This is a genomic window from Buttiauxella noackiae ATCC 51607, from assembly GCF_001654865.1.
In the GTDB taxonomy this organism is placed as follows: domain Bacteria; phylum Pseudomonadota; class Gammaproteobacteria; order Enterobacterales; family Enterobacteriaceae; genus Buttiauxella; species Buttiauxella noackiae.
Window position 1 is genome coordinate 316438 of record NZ_LXEO01000017.1, and the last position, 15903, is coordinate 332340.

The window sequence follows — 15903 nt, forward strand, 5'->3', positions numbered from 1 at the left end:
CCTGCATTAACGAGACTGACCAAACCCTTAAGAACTCATATTGATAAGTTACATATCAGCCAACAACATCCCAGCCATGCCATCCAGCCGTTTCTTGACCTTTTCCCAGCCCGGCATAACCTGCCCCATCAGACGGTAAAACTCTTCGCTGTGGTTGTGCTCAGCCACATGGCATAACTCATGTAGCAAGACATAATCGATGCATTCTGAGGATGCCTTAACCAGCCATGGGTTCAAGGTCAGACAACCTTTTGCAGAACAGTTACCCCATTGCGTTTGCATCGCCCGCAAACGTATCGGCGGACACTCACTAACCCAAAGGGTCTGTGGTATCAATAAATCTAGTCTGCGTTGGAAGACATCTCTGGCGCGTTCCCGATACCATTCAGCCAGCAACGCTTTAACTTTTTCAGCCGATTTGTGTCTGACCGTCACTTCCAGACGCCCACGCAACATTTTCACTCGTTGCGGTGCAGTAGCGTCTTCTGTCACTTTCAACTGATATTGCTTGCCAAGATAGTAATGACTTTCGCCACTGACATACTGACGCGGAACAATGTGCGTCTGTTGCTCCCTGAAATCAAGTAGTTGCTGATATATCCAGCGCCCTCGTTTTTTCAGCGCAGACAACACCTCGTGCTCAGGTGTTTCTGGTGGTACAGAGGCCACAACCCGGCAGTCCGGATGCACCTTGATGAGCACCCTGCCCTTAACGACCTGACGCGGAACACACTGTACGATAATGGCTTCATCACCATAGACAATGCGTAACGCTTTCATTGCTGGCGACTCTTTTTCACTCATGATTTCATCAAACCAACGCGCAGTATCTGGATGATAGTTTCCACAATACGGTTTACCTGGTTCATTCCGGCACCTATTTCCCGGCAGGCCGTAAACAGTAGCGGTAAGAGATTTGTCTTGACTGCTTTCTCGATATCCTGAGGGTTTAGGGAGTTTTCTGCCACTGCTTTGACGATGATACTGTCCACTTCAAAAGCCAGCTTCGTCCACTTCTCCTGCACCTGAACATCGTTTACCGCAAAAACCTCAGGTAGCTCTTTTTTAAATACACCGTAATACGCCTGAGCATACTTGTTCACCGCCAGTGCATCCGGGATGTCGCTGAGCTTACGGGCTTCAACTTTTTCTTCAAACTCACGGAATAGGAGATACTGTTTTAGTGGATGGTCGAACAGTTTTTCTGCTTCTTCGATAGCCATGCGCAGGAGTCTGGAAAATGCCTCTTGAGCGTACGGGTCATCACGCAGCTCCTGCTCAATCATCTTCGTCACACGGGTTTTAATGATGTCGGTTTCATTGCGGGTTTTATTGTTATCCCACTCTTCGGGTTTTTCGCTCTTGCCCATTTTACCGACTTCATACACGCCATCGGGTTCACGAACCTCAACGCCGGTGACATGCTTATCCAGCAATTTTTTCACCTGCTCAGCGTAGTCGTCATAATTGACCTGCTCGCCGCTGACCTGCATTGCCCACTGGCGCAGGCTGGACATCTGTTTTACGGTTTCTTTATAGAGATTTCGGTCTTGTTCCGTAAAACTCTTGTCGGTGAAGAAGGTTGCAGACTGCAGTGCCACTTTCAGGCATCCGGCAAAGGCCGTTAACGCCTCAAAGAAATCATCACGGGTTTTCTGATGGATATCGACCATCTCTCCGTCACGTTCTTCCATTTTAGGCACCAGTACCGCACGTAACTGCTCAGTATCATTTTTGTTTTTGACACCAGCAAATATGGCCCACAGCTGGTTATACAGATGAGGCAGACGTTTGTATTCAGAACTCATAGCGTTGTACAACCCATCAATATCCTTGATGTCGTATCCCCCCTGAGTTCGGGAGGCCAGATCCTGATATTTACCGATCGTCGTGTCCAGTTCAGCAAGAATGCCGCGATAATCAATCAGCAGGCCAAACTTTTTCAGTGGATGCAGTCGGTTCACCCGGGCAATAGCCTGGATAAGATTATGTGATTTAAGCGGCTTGTCGATATACAGCACGGTATTCTTCGGCTCATCAAACCCGGTGAGCAGTTTATCAACGACTATCAGCAATTTGAGCTTCTCATCGGTATCGAAACGACTGATGACATTACGGGTATACACAGACTCATCCTGCGTGCCGACATTATCCTTCCACCATTTCGTCACTTCCGGCAGTTTGCTTTCATCCACTTCGGTATTCCCTTCCCGGGTATCCGGCGGGCTGATAACTACAGCTGACTCAAACAACCCGGCTTCATCAAGATACTTTTTATATTTGATGGCGGAAATCTTGCTGTCGCAGGCAAGTTGGCCTTTCAGCCCCTCATCAATATTCTTCGAGAAGTGTGTGGCGATATCTAACGCAATCAGACGGATGCGGTCATCTGCACTATAAACCTCACCCTTACGGGCATATTTACGCTTAAGGTCGGCTTTTTGCGCTTCGCTTAACCCATCGGTAATACGATCAAACCATGCATCTATTGCCCGATCGTTTACCTCAAGATCAGGAATACGCTCTTCGTAAAGTAGAGGCGTCACCGCCTGATCTTCTACCGCTCGCTGCATGGTATAAGCGTGGACAATCGGCCCGAATTTATTGGTGGTCTTATCTTCTTTCAGCAATGGTGTACCGGTAAATGCCACAAAGGCGGCATTCGGCAGGGCCAGTTTCATTCGCACATGGTTCTCACCGCCCTGGCTGCGATGTCCTTCATCAATCAGAACGATGATGTCGGGGCTGGTATTAACGCATTCAGGCAATTTTGTCGCTGAGTTAAATTTCTGAATAAGGGTAAAGATTATACGTTCTTTACCAGAGCCAATCTGCTGTGCCAGCTTCTGACCTGAGGTCGCCATCGCTTTGGCCTTATCATCCTTCCCGGCCAGTTCACCACCAGAGGCGAAAGTGCCGCTGAGCTGCCCTTCAAGGTCTACACGATCCGTCACCACCACAATACGACACTGCTTCAGGCTGTCATGAAGAATCAGCGCCTTGCTGAGGAACACCATAGTGTACGATTTGCCGGAACCCGTGGTATGCCAGATCACCCCACCTTCTCTGCCCCCATCCGGTCTGCGGGTACTGATGCGTTCCAGCAGTCTTTTAATGCCGAACACCTGCTGATAGCGAGCGACTATCTTCACGGTCTTTTTATCAAACAGGGTGAAGAAGCGGGTCATCTCCAGCAGACGTTCCGGCGAAAGCAGACTGATAAGCAGCTTATCCTGTCCACTGACAGCCAGTTCACCAGCGGCTATTAACTGTTGGTACCAGTCGAGATCGGCTGAAGGACGATGATCAAACAAAGCATGCATTTGTTCCGTCGATAACTGATGGTTGCGCAGAGCATGCATCTGCGGATCGGTTATATCTTCTTCACGCCATGCTGCCCAGAATTTCATTGGCGTATGGCAGGTACCGTAGCGCCCGTCATACCCGTTAATCGACAGTAATATCTGGCTGTAAGCAAACAGCTGCGGGATTTCATCGTTGAGCTGATTACGGATACTCTGAGATATCCCCTCGTCAATGGTTGGCCCTTTCTTACCGTGACCTGCCGGGCTTTTCGCTTCAATGACTGCCAGCGGGATACCATTAACAAAGCAGACAATATCCGGTCTGCGGGTTTCGACACCACCTGACCGCAATACCGTAAATTCTTCGGTAAAATGGAACTGGTTATTTTCCGGATGCTCCCAGTCAATCAGCGCGATCGTGGGGTTCACCTTCTTGCCATCGACAAATTCCGTGACAGCGATCCCGTAGAGCAGATGGTTATACATTCGCTCGTTAGCTTTCAGCAGCCCTTCATTCAGTGCCGGTGAACAGACCTGTGATATCAGGTTATCCAGCGCTTTTTCCGATAACTGGCAGACTTTACCACCCGCCATAAAGGAACGCTTAGACAACGCCTCACGAAGAACCGGACGCAGCAGCACCTCATCCTGTTTATAGCCCCGGTAATCCATAATCTGTTTCGGGGGTAAAAACGTCCAGCCGAGGCTGGTCAGTAACGTCAGTGCCGGGATTTTGGCGCTGTATTCTTCCTGGAATTTAGGTTGGTAGTGCTTATCCACCCGGTAATCCTTCTTGGCTAAGAGGTGACACTGTATGTCTGTACGGACATACTCAAAAATGAGCGAAGACTTATGATGAAAAGAACGGCGAGTCCCGATAAAGGCGATTGTACTTGACCTGTTCTGTTTCACCCTTGTTTACATTACCAAATTTCTCCTGATGCGTCGTACAGCAGGAACCACAGGATGCACAAATAAATCGTCCTTCTGAACATTTTTCATGCAAATCTCTGCCGTCAATTATTTCGCTACATTTGTAACCAATACAGTGATTAATGTAATGCCCGATACCAAACTGTTCGCAGGAATGACTGGCACATTTAAAAACGGTCAGGCGATACGCGGCCTGGAAAGGTTTTTTCACAAATCCTTTCGACTTTGTATCCCAGACGCTGACTTCGACACGAGCATATTTCATATCTGGAACCATCAGCACCCCACAACTTCGGCAATGCAAGCGGGAATGTAATTCTCTGATACGGTTGAAATACCCAGCCAGTTTAATTGGGAAATCCCGCTTAGAAGGTTCGCCTGCAATCAGATAGGTCATGCCATAGTGGGCAAGCCAGTCATAAATAGTGAAGTCGATGTAATCCCGACTGAGGTCGGGTAGTACCTGCGGATCATGGCAGATTTTCGAACGACAAAGGAATTTTTTCTCTATCGTTCCGTCAGGTTGTTTTGCATTCCAGTGAAACGCCTCACAGGATAATTCTAAACTTGGGAAACGAATTTGTAATGAACTACATTGTGGGAACAATTTGAAAACAGAAGGATGATTTACCGGAATTTTACCCGACAAGACTCCGTGCCATATCTCATGCAGAATAATACTCAGAACGGACTGTTCATCGTTGCGCCCAAGCAACGGTAACAATTTACTCAGAATGAAGTATTCAGGATCAGAAGAAATTTCAGTATTCGACTCGATATCATTAACAAAACTGAAATCTTTCCTGAACATCTTCTGTTTAATCAAATACGTATTGATAAAAGGACTAATCACGGAATGTTTATAAAATTGCTCTCTCGATGAGAATTTCTGCTGATAGGCATCACGGACAAATGGTTGTATATCCATTTTATTTTTCGTGAAACTACGTCGAACAAAATTCTCTATATCATCATGCCGATGTTCAAGAATCCGCTCGCTGCTTATACAATCGTAAAATGCCAGGTAGAGAATAGCACTTATAGATATATGGCTGAGTAATTCATTGATGATGTCCGATGTTGAAGCCCCCTGGCAATCCGTAGCCGCAGAACACCTTTTCACCCAAACAGCGAACTGATCAATGTTATTATCGATAAATGACGAAGGCATGACCGCAGGAGATATTTGTTGTGCGGTCAAATCATCAAAATTCTTATCAGAGGCGAAAAGTGCAAACTGGTTATCGTAGTTACGTGATTTTAAAAATAGCGGCAAGACTTTTGTAACAGCTATATCACTGGTAACTAACCGAATTATAGCCCTTTCGCCAAAGGACTGAGTGAGGAAATTAACAACGCTGTCACGATAACGCCAACGAGCGAAATCAACGCCCTCCTCAATAATAGCCCGGAGATATTCAATGAGGAGCTCAGCCGTCTCCTCATCTGTTTTATCAAGAATGTGAACGTTAAAAGCCGTAGGCTTACCATTTTTACCTATACCTTCCCTGAACAGCACCGGTGTATTGTCAGCGGGTGTATAGTTCCGGCTTATCTCATTCTTATGAAAAAACAGCTCATTACCATTCTCTGATAAGAGAAAGCCAAAGTTATTCTCCCGATCCGTTTTGCTGTTGTAGCCTCCAAACCAGAGAACATTTCCCATGTACCACCGGGAACGATCCAGATTGTTCACTGCCATGAGCAAGCCCCCTTCCGCTTTGTCAGTGCAGGCAGCACTTTTTAAATTTTTTACCGCTGCCACACTGACACGGGTCATTACGACCGGGCAGTTTTTCTGCCCCCTTCACGGGAACAGGCCGGGATGATGCCTCTGACATTCTCACCGACAACCAGTGCTGGTAAAGCGCCAGTGCCGCAGGCTGAATTAGAGTAATACTCTGTTCAAATTGAACAGGTGACATTTTCTCAACCACTGGGAAGTTCTTTTCGATACCATGAAGGGCTATCGCCTCCAGCGAGGGACGTAAGGCCTCTGGCAAGGCTGACCAGTCATCCAGAGACCGGCCTTTCATATACCCGAAACACCACTCTTCGACGATGGTATATGTCTTCCCCTTCACCTCACGTCCATTGAAAATCGGTTCAAACTGTTCAGGGGCCTCATACAGGCAGCCAGCGATATCGTTCATATGCTGAAAACACAGCCCCACAAAACGCGTCATCTCTTTTTCAGTGGTCCAGTGAGGGTGGTAGTCACCACGACCCCAGATAGCACTAAGCCAGGTATTAGGGGGGATCATATTCGGGCCAGAGACAACCGCCGTCAGGAAGCCATCCAGCTCAGAGAAACAGAGTACAGAGCCATCATTGCCGTATTTCAGCAACACCTCTTCCAGCCAGTCGATTTCCCGGTCAATCAGCGGCCCGCTTTTCGTCAGTTTCATGCAGCAACAGCCTCATCGATTTTCACCCGACGTTTACCGGTCAGTAATTGCTGCATCAGGGCTTTTTTCTCGTCTTTCAGGCAAGCGAGTTTTTTCTCCAGCGTGGCGATTTCGTCGTCGGCAGCGGACAGGACTGTGGCGATTTTTTGTTGTTCTTCAATCTCAGGATAAGGAAGTTTCAAAAAAGAGAAATCTTCATAGCTGATTTGTTTTCCATCTCTAATTCCAATAACTGCGACGGCAAGATGCCCAATAAAATTGTAAGATTTGTAATATTGCATATAAAACTCATCTACTATTTTTTTTATTGGGGTTAACACTGTATACGCAGGGCTCACCAATCCTCGATAACGAGAGTATTCCAATCCCCCTTGGAATGATCGTAAGCTAATTATAAAATTACCCGAAACAACCAACTTATAGCCCTTCGTTGAGCCATCAGGCATTACAACCCTACGCTCTAACATCGAACGAGGTATTACGCCCAGGTCTTGAGTTACTGCCAGAAGCTCCTCATCCTCAGAATTATTCTTTTGCGAAATAGTCTTAAACAGTTCTGCTGCCCTAAGCCATTTCCACTTCCCACTAAACCTCACCCCATTCTCATCCAGCAACCGTTTCTCCCCGGTAATCAATTGCTGCATCAGGGCTTTTTTCTGCTGCTGACTGTTGGCGAGAAGCTTTTCCGTCACCGTAATTGCCTTATCCCAGGTCGACAGAATTTGGGCGATTTTCTTTTGCTCAACGATAGGAGGGAGCAACAAAGGCATTTTTTCAAGGGATGCTTTGTTTAGCTTGTACCTACCCGCCCCTTGCCGACTCAAGAAACTGAAAATGTCCCTATGCATAAAATAGTAGTAAAACCATTCTCTTGAGGCCTCTTTCGTTCCTTCAATAATATGAGCATGGTTATTAACTGTACATTTCCCATCCACCAACTGCGTCATTGAATATTTTTCAAACTTCAGGAAGTGATCACCATCTTCTCCAATCAAAGCATAACTTCCATCTTGTTCAAAAGCGCCAATATAACCTTGGATCTTAGTCGGTCCGTAATAAGGATAGTTGCCCGGACTCATACTACGTTCTTCTTCGCTAATCGGCTTCCGTAAGTTATTACGGATGCAAAACGCCTTACCTACATAAGTGAATTGCCACCCGTGAGGCACGCTTTTAATTCTTGCCTGCATCAATTCTAGTTGATTTATCTCGTAATTAAACGCCATAACCCAACTCCTTCAGATAACCCGCCATCTCAACTTCCAGCTTTGCCAGTTCCACCTTCAGTTGCTCACGCTCTGCTCGCACCGCCACCAGGTCAATCTCATCCTCTTCTTCAAAGGTATCGACATAGCGCGGAATATTGAGGTTGTAGTCGTTGTCCTGAATTTCCTTCAGGCTGGCAAGATAGGCGTATTTCTCGACGTTATCGCCATCACGGTAGGTCTTGACGATTTTCTTAATGTTTTCTTCGCTAAGCTGGTTCTGGTTTTTACCTGCCTTGAATTCACGGCTGGCATCGATAAACAGCACCTTGTCATCAACTTTCTGCTTTTTGAAAATCAGAATCGCAGCCGGAATCCCCGTACCGTAGAACAGTTTTTCCGGCAGACCAATTACCGCATCCAGTAAATTTTCTTCGATCAGTTTCTGGCGAATTTTACCTTCGCTGGAGCCACGGAAAAGCACACCGTGTGGCACAACTACGCCCATACGGCCAGTTCCCGGTTTCAGGGTTTCTATCATATGCGAAATAAAAGCGTAATCACCTTTGGTCTTCGGCGGTACACCACGACGGAAACGACCAAACTTATCGTTCTCGGCCTCATCATGGCCCCACTTGTCCAGACTAAACGGCGGGTTAGCGGTCACGATATCAAACAGCATCAGATCGCCATTTTTATCGAGCAGCTTCGGGTTACGAATGGTATCGCCCCACTCGATTTTATGGTTGTCTTCGCCGTGAAGGAACATGTTCATTTTCGCCAGCGACCATGTAGATCCAATCGCCTCCTGACCGAACAAGGCATAGTTACGACTATCATGCCCGGAGACAATTTTACGCCCACACTTCATCAATAATGAACCGGAACCACAGGCTGGATCGCAGATGGTATCACCCGGTTGCGGATCGAGCAGTTCAGCAATCAGGTCCGAAACTTCCGGCGGGGTATAGAACTCCCCGGCTTTCTGCCCACCGCTGGCGGCAAAGTTTTTGATCAGGTATTCGTAAGCATTGCCGATAACGTCCAGCGTACCGACACGACTCGGCTTCAGGTTGAGATCTTCACCGGCGAAGTCTTCCAGTAGCTGGCGAAGGATGGTGTTTTTCTGTTTTTCTTCGCCAAGACGATCGGTGTTAAACGAAATATCCTGGAACACGCTTTTCCCGGCATCTTTCAGTTTGGTTCCGTTGGCTTCTTCGATTGCATGCAGAGCCTGATCGATACGCTCACCGTTACCCGGCTCATGGCGGCGTTCGTACAGCGCATAAAAGCTGGCACTTTTTGGCAGCACAAAACGCTCGTTAGCCATCATCGCTTCAATCAGTTCCGGCGCATCGCCATACTGTTCTTTGTATTCATCATAGTGATCTTGCCAGACATCCGAAATGTACTTAAGGAACAGCATGGTAAGGATAAAGTCTTTATAGGTATCAGCACTGATGGTGCCACGGAACGTATCACACGCGGCCCACAGGGCTTTGTTGATCGTATCCTGACTGATTTTGTCGTTCATGAATCATCCTGGTCTGAAGAAAAGCCTGCGATGCAGGGCATTGCATCGTAAAAAATTGCGTTAAATGATACCTCAAGACACGCCCCTGGACACACCAGAATCGCGGTATCTTGAAGGGAATTGTCCAATTGATACTGACAGATGACTTACGGATGCCCTTATGCTTACAAGCTTATAAATTCTAATACTATTAGCAGGATAGACTCGATGTAAGCTATGGTGTAAAACTACCGTTGGGGTAAATAACCTACTCATACTCTTGTAATCAAAGCACTACCTTGCAAACCTCCATCAGTAAAAGGGTATCTGCCCTATATAAAGAGGCACATTATGTTTGAAAACTATCTTGAACACCCTGACCGGCATCCTAAAAACGCTCAACTGCTCGCTAAATATCAGCCTGATATTGATAAATTATCCGAAATTTTCACTGAGGATGATTTACTATATCTGATGACACAAGAACAACCGGATGGCACGCGTAAGATGCGCCCGTCATTAGCCTCTATCGAGATATTCGCGCCCTCCGCATTATTGTCCAATTATATTAATTTTTTTCAGTATACTGATTACCTTGAAAAATGGTGCAAACTACAACGTAAGGAGTTCGACGTACTGACCATTAATATCTACGGCCTTAACTCCATTAAACAAAATAGAATTCCGGGCAATGTTTTAAAGGAAGTTGATGCCTTTATGGAAGAATTACTGAATAAGGCAACCGACGAGCCAACAAATCCGATTCTCACATTGCTAAATATTCTTGATACACTTGCGGATGAAAAAACATATCAAAATAACAAACCCTACATCTGGAATGGTAAGTTTTCAATATCCATTCATAACATAGCACTCAAAATTGCCCGCAGAAAAATCATAACCTATATCAAATCCTCAGATTTCACAAATTCACTCCCGAAAGTTTCAAATCTGGAACCTCAGGATACCGCCCTCCTTTTCTTTGCGCGATTTTGTAATGGATTTTATTTCCACTTTCTTTTGCAAATAATAAAAAGAATGAAAACTCATGGACTTATTGAAGGTAATCACCTCCACCACCCTGCCATGATGCAATTAATTACCCTTGCAATGTTACCCTATGAAGTTATACAGCATGCTCTTGATGGTAAAGACCATACAATCACACCAACTTGTCCTGACAAATTTGTTATTAATGAAACCATCCCCAGAAACAAAGAAAACCTGACAGGAATCCAAAAAAACATAAACCAGACCTTATACAAAACCTATATTTACATTGCACTGCTTATCTTCCCAGAATGGAAACCCACAGCCAAAGAAATCATCCTTTTTCTTGAAGGAAAGAGCCTTACTGTTAAAAAAAACGGCCCAACTATTAAAGGATTATTGGACTTAAAATCGACAGCGTTTGGACTACCTTCAAAGATTAACGATGTAGGTCGTCTCAGCAAAGAGGAATATGTCACCCGATTACTATTACTTGCTCAGACTAAATGAACTCATAGCGTCACGGCCCGCAGAGAAAGGTCATCTGTAGATAAAAAACACAGTTCTAAATTGAAATGATGAACTGTGAAAATGACAACTCGCAATTAGCTCACTTGACATCGTATTTTTCCTGGCACACATTCACAGGAGAACTACGATGTCCATTATTGATCTGCGTTTCAGCACTAAATCACTTCAGCAACTGCCACATCCGACGACTGGTTGCCAGGAATACCGTGATATTCACTGCCCCCATCTGAGGGCGCTGGTCTATCCCAATCAAATTACGCTCGCGTTTCGGGCGACCATTAACAATCAACGTATTTATGAAACACTTGGGACGTTCCCACATCTCGATATTGAAGATGCCCGCCTGAACACTATGATTCGGCTTGGTAATAAAAAACGCCTTGCCATACAGTCCCGCCGTCATACCGTTGAACAGGCTATCAACGACTTATGGCTTCCTGATATGCAGCTATATAAGAAAAGCCCTCAGTCTGAACTGTCGAAGCTCAATCGCTATATCCGTCCCTTCTGGGGACAGCGTCGCCTGCGTGATATTACTGCCGGTGAAATCGAAAAATTCGCGGCTGACCTGCGTTCAACATTACGTCCGGCAACCATAAATCGCCTCCTTGCACTACTCTCTAAGATATGTTCTCTGGCTGTACGTGCTGAATGGATAAATCATTCTCCGATGACCCACGTTCGTTATCTGAAAGAGAATAACGTCCGGTATCGCACACTTTCTGCCACGGAAATCCCATTATTTATTGCTGCCGCTGAAGCACTGAATACACCCGCTGCTGATGCCATATTGCTCGCACTTTATACCGGTATGCGCATTGGCGAAGTTTGTACCCTTAAATGGGATTACTGGCATCCTGATGCACAGCAGTTACTTCTCCCGGATACGAAATCAGGGCATCCATTCACCTGCCCGCTTGCAAAGCCCGCAGTGTCCATTATTCAGCGACAGGAACAACTGGCACTCAGTATGAGCTGGATTTTTCCTCGCCTTACTGACGCCACTCGTCAATTGAGCTATCCGCGTGAAACCTTTGCCCGAATCTGCCGGGATGCTGGCATTGAAAATCTGCGCATACATGACCTTCGCCGGACGTTTGCAACCCGCGTGCTACAGGCGACCAGCGATATTGCCATGGCCTCCCGGTTACTGAATCACCATTCACTCACTGCCACCCGCCGCTATGCCTTTCATAATACAGCGGATGCTCAGGCGGTAGTATCACAAGTGGTTGATACATTTAAATAAAAAATCTGACGGCATGAGCTGTGAATTTTATGAAGTGCCATCTAACTGCGCAACTCGTAATGTGAGCACGCCACTGCTGGACCCGGCAGTGGCTGCCAGCAGCCTTAACTATTTTTTGCTCAGAGGAGCCCCGTTATGTACATCACCAGTAAACAGCTTGCTCTCCGCTGGGGCATTTCACCCAGCACGATTGCCAGCGATATCACCCGAAATCCGGCGAAACTCCCTCCGTTTATCAGGCTGGGCCGTGCTATTCGATTTCCAGTATCTGAGGTGGAGGCCTGGGAACGGCAGCAACTCACGAACATCCAAATTTCACGTTAAAAATATTACTTCCTGATAAGGCGAAAAAATTATGACAACTTCAACAACACTCAGCACTGATTACCTGGTGAACTCAAGCGATAAGATCATCCCTGTCTCTGATGTCAGTGGCATCGGTATCGTTGAAAACCGCCTGTACTTTATTGGCCGGGCAAGCCGCGCACTGCACATTGAGCATTTTGATTCGGACGAGGCTGTGAAAGCCGCATTTACCGTCTATGCCAGCATTTTCAAAAGCGGCCTGACTGACGAGGCTATTTACGAAGGTAATCGCTGCATTGCCCGACTGAGATTTGTATACGGCATCAGCCTGTTTCAGAACGACGAGCAGGCTATCCTGATGCTGATTAACCGCTATGGCGGCACTCTCGTCAGTGAATCAGCCAAATCTGACACTCTTGATGATGCATTTCAGGAACTGGCTACCGCTCTTGGCGGTCGCGAATTTGAAGCAATGCGCTTCCGTTGGTTACATGCAAATTGCCTTATCTCCTCACGACTCCTGCCGATGGTAGAAAAGACCCCGAATGGCGTGGTTATTAAAGTAAGCGATAAGTTTGTTTCGTTCGTCGCGACCAATGACGATGAACACAAAGAGCAACTTTTTGCGGATATTCGCACAGCCCTTATCTGATTTCCCCTCAATTAGCGGTGTCGATAATGACACCGCACACCTGAATAAGAAAAAAATACTTATGTTTGACATGAATGCACTGCTCGCGAATGCGGCTGGCGTGACGCAATCTGACTCCAGACCGACTAAAACACTTGATAGCTTCCCATTACTACCGCAAAAATCAAAAAAACGATTGGACGTCAGCAGCCAGTTACATCTTGATATCGGCTTTGACACTGAATATGTCTATAACCCACAGACAAAGCAAAACGACATTCTGTCTTATCAGAGCTATGTCGTGCTGCCTGATGGAACGGGTGTTCCCGGTATCCTGTACCCCGCCAGCGCCCACAAAAAAGATCGCCTGTCGCTGAAAAACTTTCTCGCGAAAACCCTGACGCCGCTATTGAAGAATGAGCAGATTAACGAATGGCCGGGTTCGATTACGCTGTATGCTCATTTCCTGCGGGCTGATGTTGCCTCGTTTTCCGATTTCTGGAGCGATCACAAAATACTGCTGAAAGGAATTCGCAGTACAGTTAGCAGTTTTAAAAACCGCTACGGTATTGATTTTGATGAAGTCGAAAATCGTCGTGAAAAAAATAGCCTCATCACGTTTGATAAGCGAACCAGCCCACCCCGTTGCAGCAATGTGACGTTTATCGATACCCTGTTGATCACTCCGGGCGGTATGGGACTGTCAGAATGTGGTGAACTACTTGGCCTGCCGAAACTGACTATTCCAGCGCCCTATTCGATAAGCGATATGCGACACTATTTAAAGGGGGACCGACGCGGTTTCGAGGCCTATGCCTTGCGTGACGCCGAAATAGCAGTGCGTTATGCCTTGCAGGTGAAATCCTTCTGCGCTGAAAGTCTGATGATTACGCGGGTCCCTGCAACTATTGGTGGGATCGGTGTTTCACGTTTTCTCAAAACCATTAACGAAAGTGGCATATCTTCTGAAATTTGCATGGGCACACGAACGGTAACGAAACAGTGCTGGAATCCCGAAACCCAGGGGTTCCGAACGGTGAAGACAAGGCAGAGCATACCAGCTAGAGAACTCTATGAAACCTTCCCCATAAACTGTTATCACGGCGGTCGTAACGAATGCTACATGATGGGTATTACCCCGGAAAGGGAATGGTATGACTACGATTTAGCAGGTGCTTACACTACTGGGCTGTTGGATATTTTGCAGCCTGATTACGATAATATTTTCCATAGCCGCAATCCTGAAGATTATTGCGGTCATGTCATGGGATTTGCGCTTGTCAGTTTTCAATTTCCGGACTCGGTACGGTTTCCCTGCCTGCCTGTCAGAACCGAACAGTTTGGTCTATTTTTCCCGCTAGCAGGTGAATCGTGGGCTACGGCACCTGAAATTGCCCTCGCTTTGTCTCTGGGTGCTGAGATTACAATTCAGCAAGGTATCATCGTTCCATGGCACCTATATGAATCGGGTGATGTTACAAATTCACGTGAACAAGAATGCTCGGTGTTTTTACCTTTTGTGCAGCAGGTACGTGAAAACCGTAACCGTCATGCTAAAGGTTCTCTGGAGGAAAAATTCTGGAAAGAGATCGGAAATTCACTGTATGGAAAACTCGCTCAGGGTCTTCACGCAAAGACTGCATTTGATACCGCCCGTGGGCTGAACAGCCCTCTGCCGCCTTCGTCAGTCACCCAGCCATTTTTTGCTGCACATGTCACGGGATTTGTCCGCGCGGTGGTGGGCGAGTTGATGAATGCACTTCCGCCGAATGCAATAGTGGTCAGTGTGACTACAGATGGTTTTCTGACAGATGTCTCTCTCGAGAATATCGATATGTCTGGTCCGCTATCTTCACGTTTTCAGGCGTTATGCGACATTGCGGATCCGGGCTCGTCTATGCTGACCTGTAAACATCAGGTCCGACAACTGGTCGCCATGAAAACCCGGGGGCAGTTGACCTATAAGGAATCAGAAGGCTTCCCAATCGTCCACGCACGTGCAGGCGTTAAACCCCCTGCTGATATTCCACGCGACGACTATAACCGCTATATGGTAAATCTCTATATGAACAGGGCTCCGGGTCAGAAGCTCCGCAGGGGATCTCTCATTTCAACCCGTGATATGTGGTTGAATGAAAGCGATCTGGTCGCTGTTGAGTCCGAGATCAGGTTAAACCTGGAATTCGACTTCAAACGCCAATTGATAACACCCACGATGAATGAAGGGCATTTGTTAATGCATTCCCGTCCGTGGGATGATATGTCAAAGGCACTTAAGCAACGCCAGCTTTTCGATGACTGGCGGCAGACACATGCTTTGAAAGATGAAGCCGACTGGGATGACTGGTGTGATTTTCTCTATTGCAGAAACGTTTATACCCCTCTGAAACTGAAAGTAGGCCAAAATCGAAGCGATGATGTCCTCGTTCGTCTTTTCCTGCGGGCCCTGGCGCAACATCAATGGGGGCTCACGCCCGACGACAAAAAGCGACAAACCAGCACTGAGGTCGCAGCATGGCTGGTCGCAGCAGGCTACTCTGTAACAGCCTGTGATGTCAAAAATGCAGGTCGGGCCAAGCTCCCACCTATTATCTTTGGTTCCCTGACTTCCAGAATGAATCGCCTGATGGACCTTATAAAGCCTGTATATCCCGGCTTCGCATTGCCCTCGGCAGTGTTGTAAATCCTTCACGCTAGATACCTGTTTGCTAAGCCCACGCTCCCTGTCGTGGGCTTTACTGTTTGGATGTAATGAGGCACCGGTAATAAAGCTGCTTCCCGCAACCACCACAACATGGACAGGTTGAGTCCATAAAAACCATACAGAAAATA

General features: G+C 46.8%; 11 protein-coding genes. 5 read left to right on the top strand and 6 right to left on the bottom strand.

The genetic code is table 11. From position 1 onward, the window contains the following. Positions 1 to 48: 48 nt before the first annotated feature. From M979_RS08965 to M979_RS08990, 6 genes are all read right to left on the bottom strand, one after another. A complete protein-coding gene (locus tag M979_RS08965) occupies positions 49 to 804 on the bottom strand; it encodes a M48 family metallopeptidase (protein ID WP_064554541.1) in 756 nt (251 codons plus the stop codon). Then, positions 801 to 4085 carry a type I restriction endonuclease subunit R gene (locus M979_RS08970; protein WP_064554542.1) on the bottom strand — a complete coding sequence of 1095 codons (3285 nt, stop codon included), beginning with the start codon at positions 4083 to 4085 and terminating at the stop codon, positions 801 to 803. Before M979_RS08970 ends, M979_RS08965 begins: the two co-directional genes overlap by 4 nt. A gap of 70 nt (positions 4086 to 4155) precedes the next feature. Continuing rightward, positions 4156 to 6018, bottom strand: a complete 1863-nt coding sequence (locus tag M979_RS08975) for a cold shock domain-containing protein (RefSeq protein WP_244202398.1) — start codon at positions 6016 to 6018, stop codon at positions 4156 to 4158. Beyond that, positions 5963 to 6646: a YecA/YgfB family protein gene (locus M979_RS08980; protein ID WP_064554547.1), complete on the bottom strand. Its 684-nt coding sequence runs from the start codon at positions 6644 to 6646 to the stop codon at positions 5963 to 5965. The genes M979_RS08975 and M979_RS08980 overlap by 56 nt, the downstream gene beginning before the upstream one ends. Beyond that, complete coding sequence (locus M979_RS08985) at positions 6643 to 7872, bottom strand: restriction endonuclease subunit S (RefSeq protein ID WP_064554548.1); 1230 nt, start codon at positions 7870 to 7872, stop codon at positions 6643 to 6645. The genes M979_RS08980 and M979_RS08985 overlap by 4 nt, the downstream gene beginning before the upstream one ends. Beyond that, positions 7862 to 9385, bottom strand: a complete 1524-nt coding sequence (locus M979_RS08990) for a type I restriction-modification system subunit M (protein WP_064554550.1) — start codon at positions 9383 to 9385, stop codon at positions 7862 to 7864. The genes M979_RS08985 and M979_RS08990 overlap by 11 nt, the downstream gene beginning before the upstream one ends. Positions 9386 to 9715: 330 nt before the next feature. Between M979_RS08990 and M979_RS08995 the strand changes: the two genes are divergently transcribed. From M979_RS08995 to M979_RS09015, 5 genes are all read left to right on the top strand, one after another. Beyond that, entirely contained in the window at positions 9716 to 10864 is a 1149-nt protein-coding gene (locus M979_RS08995; RefSeq protein ID WP_064554552.1) for a hypothetical protein, read from the top strand. 148 nt (positions 10865 to 11012) lie between these two features. Next, the gene (locus tag M979_RS09000; RefSeq protein WP_064554554.1) at positions 11013 to 12134 is read left to right on the top strand and encodes a tyrosine-type recombinase/integrase; all 1122 of its coding nucleotides are present in this window, start codon (positions 11013 to 11015) and stop codon (positions 12132 to 12134) included. 135 nt (positions 12135 to 12269) lie between these two features. Beyond that, positions 12270 to 12458 (top strand): helix-turn-helix transcriptional regulator, encoded by a 189-nt coding sequence (locus M979_RS09005; RefSeq protein ID WP_048206749.1) that lies wholly within the window; start codon positions 12270 to 12272, stop codon positions 12456 to 12458. 31 nt (positions 12459 to 12489) lie between these two features. Continuing rightward, positions 12490 to 13092 carry a hypothetical protein gene (locus M979_RS09010; protein WP_064554555.1) on the top strand — a complete coding sequence of 201 codons (603 nt, stop codon included), beginning with the start codon at positions 12490 to 12492 and terminating at the stop codon, positions 13090 to 13092. 61 nt (positions 13093 to 13153) lie between these two features. After that, a complete protein-coding gene (locus M979_RS09015) occupies positions 13154 to 15754 on the top strand; it encodes a hypothetical protein (RefSeq protein ID WP_425267187.1) in 2601 nt (866 codons plus the stop codon). Positions 15755 to 15903: the final 149 nt, after the last annotated feature.

What these genes read in the sequence shown, in the direction of transcription:
- M979_RS08980 (WP_064554547.1), bottom strand. Translation starts at nt 6,646, where the DNA reads ATGAAACTGACGAAAAGCGGGCCGCTGATTGACCGGGAAATCGACTGG.
- M979_RS09000 (WP_064554554.1), top strand. Translation starts at nt 11,013, where the DNA reads ATGTCCATTATTGATCTGCGTTTCAGCACTAAATCACTTCAGCAACTG.
- M979_RS08990 (WP_064554550.1), bottom strand. Translation starts at nt 9,385, where the DNA reads ATGAACGACAAAATCAGTCAGGATACGATCAACAAAGCCCTGTGGGCC.
- M979_RS08995 (WP_064554552.1), top strand. Translation starts at nt 9,716, where the DNA reads ATGTTTGAAAACTATCTTGAACACCCTGACCGGCATCCTAAAAACGCT.
- M979_RS08985 (WP_064554548.1), bottom strand. Translation starts at nt 7,872, where the DNA reads ATGGCGTTTAATTACGAGATAAATCAACTAGAATTGATGCAGGCAAGA.
- M979_RS08975 (WP_244202398.1), bottom strand. Translation starts at nt 6,018, where the DNA reads ATGACCCGTGTCAGTGTGGCAGCGGTAAAAAATTTAAAAAGTGCTGCC.
- M979_RS09015 (WP_425267187.1), top strand. Translation starts at nt 13,154, where the DNA reads ATGTTTGACATGAATGCACTGCTCGCGAATGCGGCTGGCGTGACGCAA.
- M979_RS08965 (WP_064554541.1), bottom strand. Translation starts at nt 804, where the DNA reads ATGAGTGAAAAAGAGTCGCCAGCAATGAAAGCGTTACGCATTGTCTAT.
- M979_RS09010 (WP_064554555.1), top strand. Translation starts at nt 12,490, where the DNA reads ATGACAACTTCAACAACACTCAGCACTGATTACCTGGTGAACTCAAGC.
- M979_RS09005 (WP_048206749.1), top strand. Translation starts at nt 12,270, where the DNA reads ATGTACATCACCAGTAAACAGCTTGCTCTCCGCTGGGGCATTTCACCC.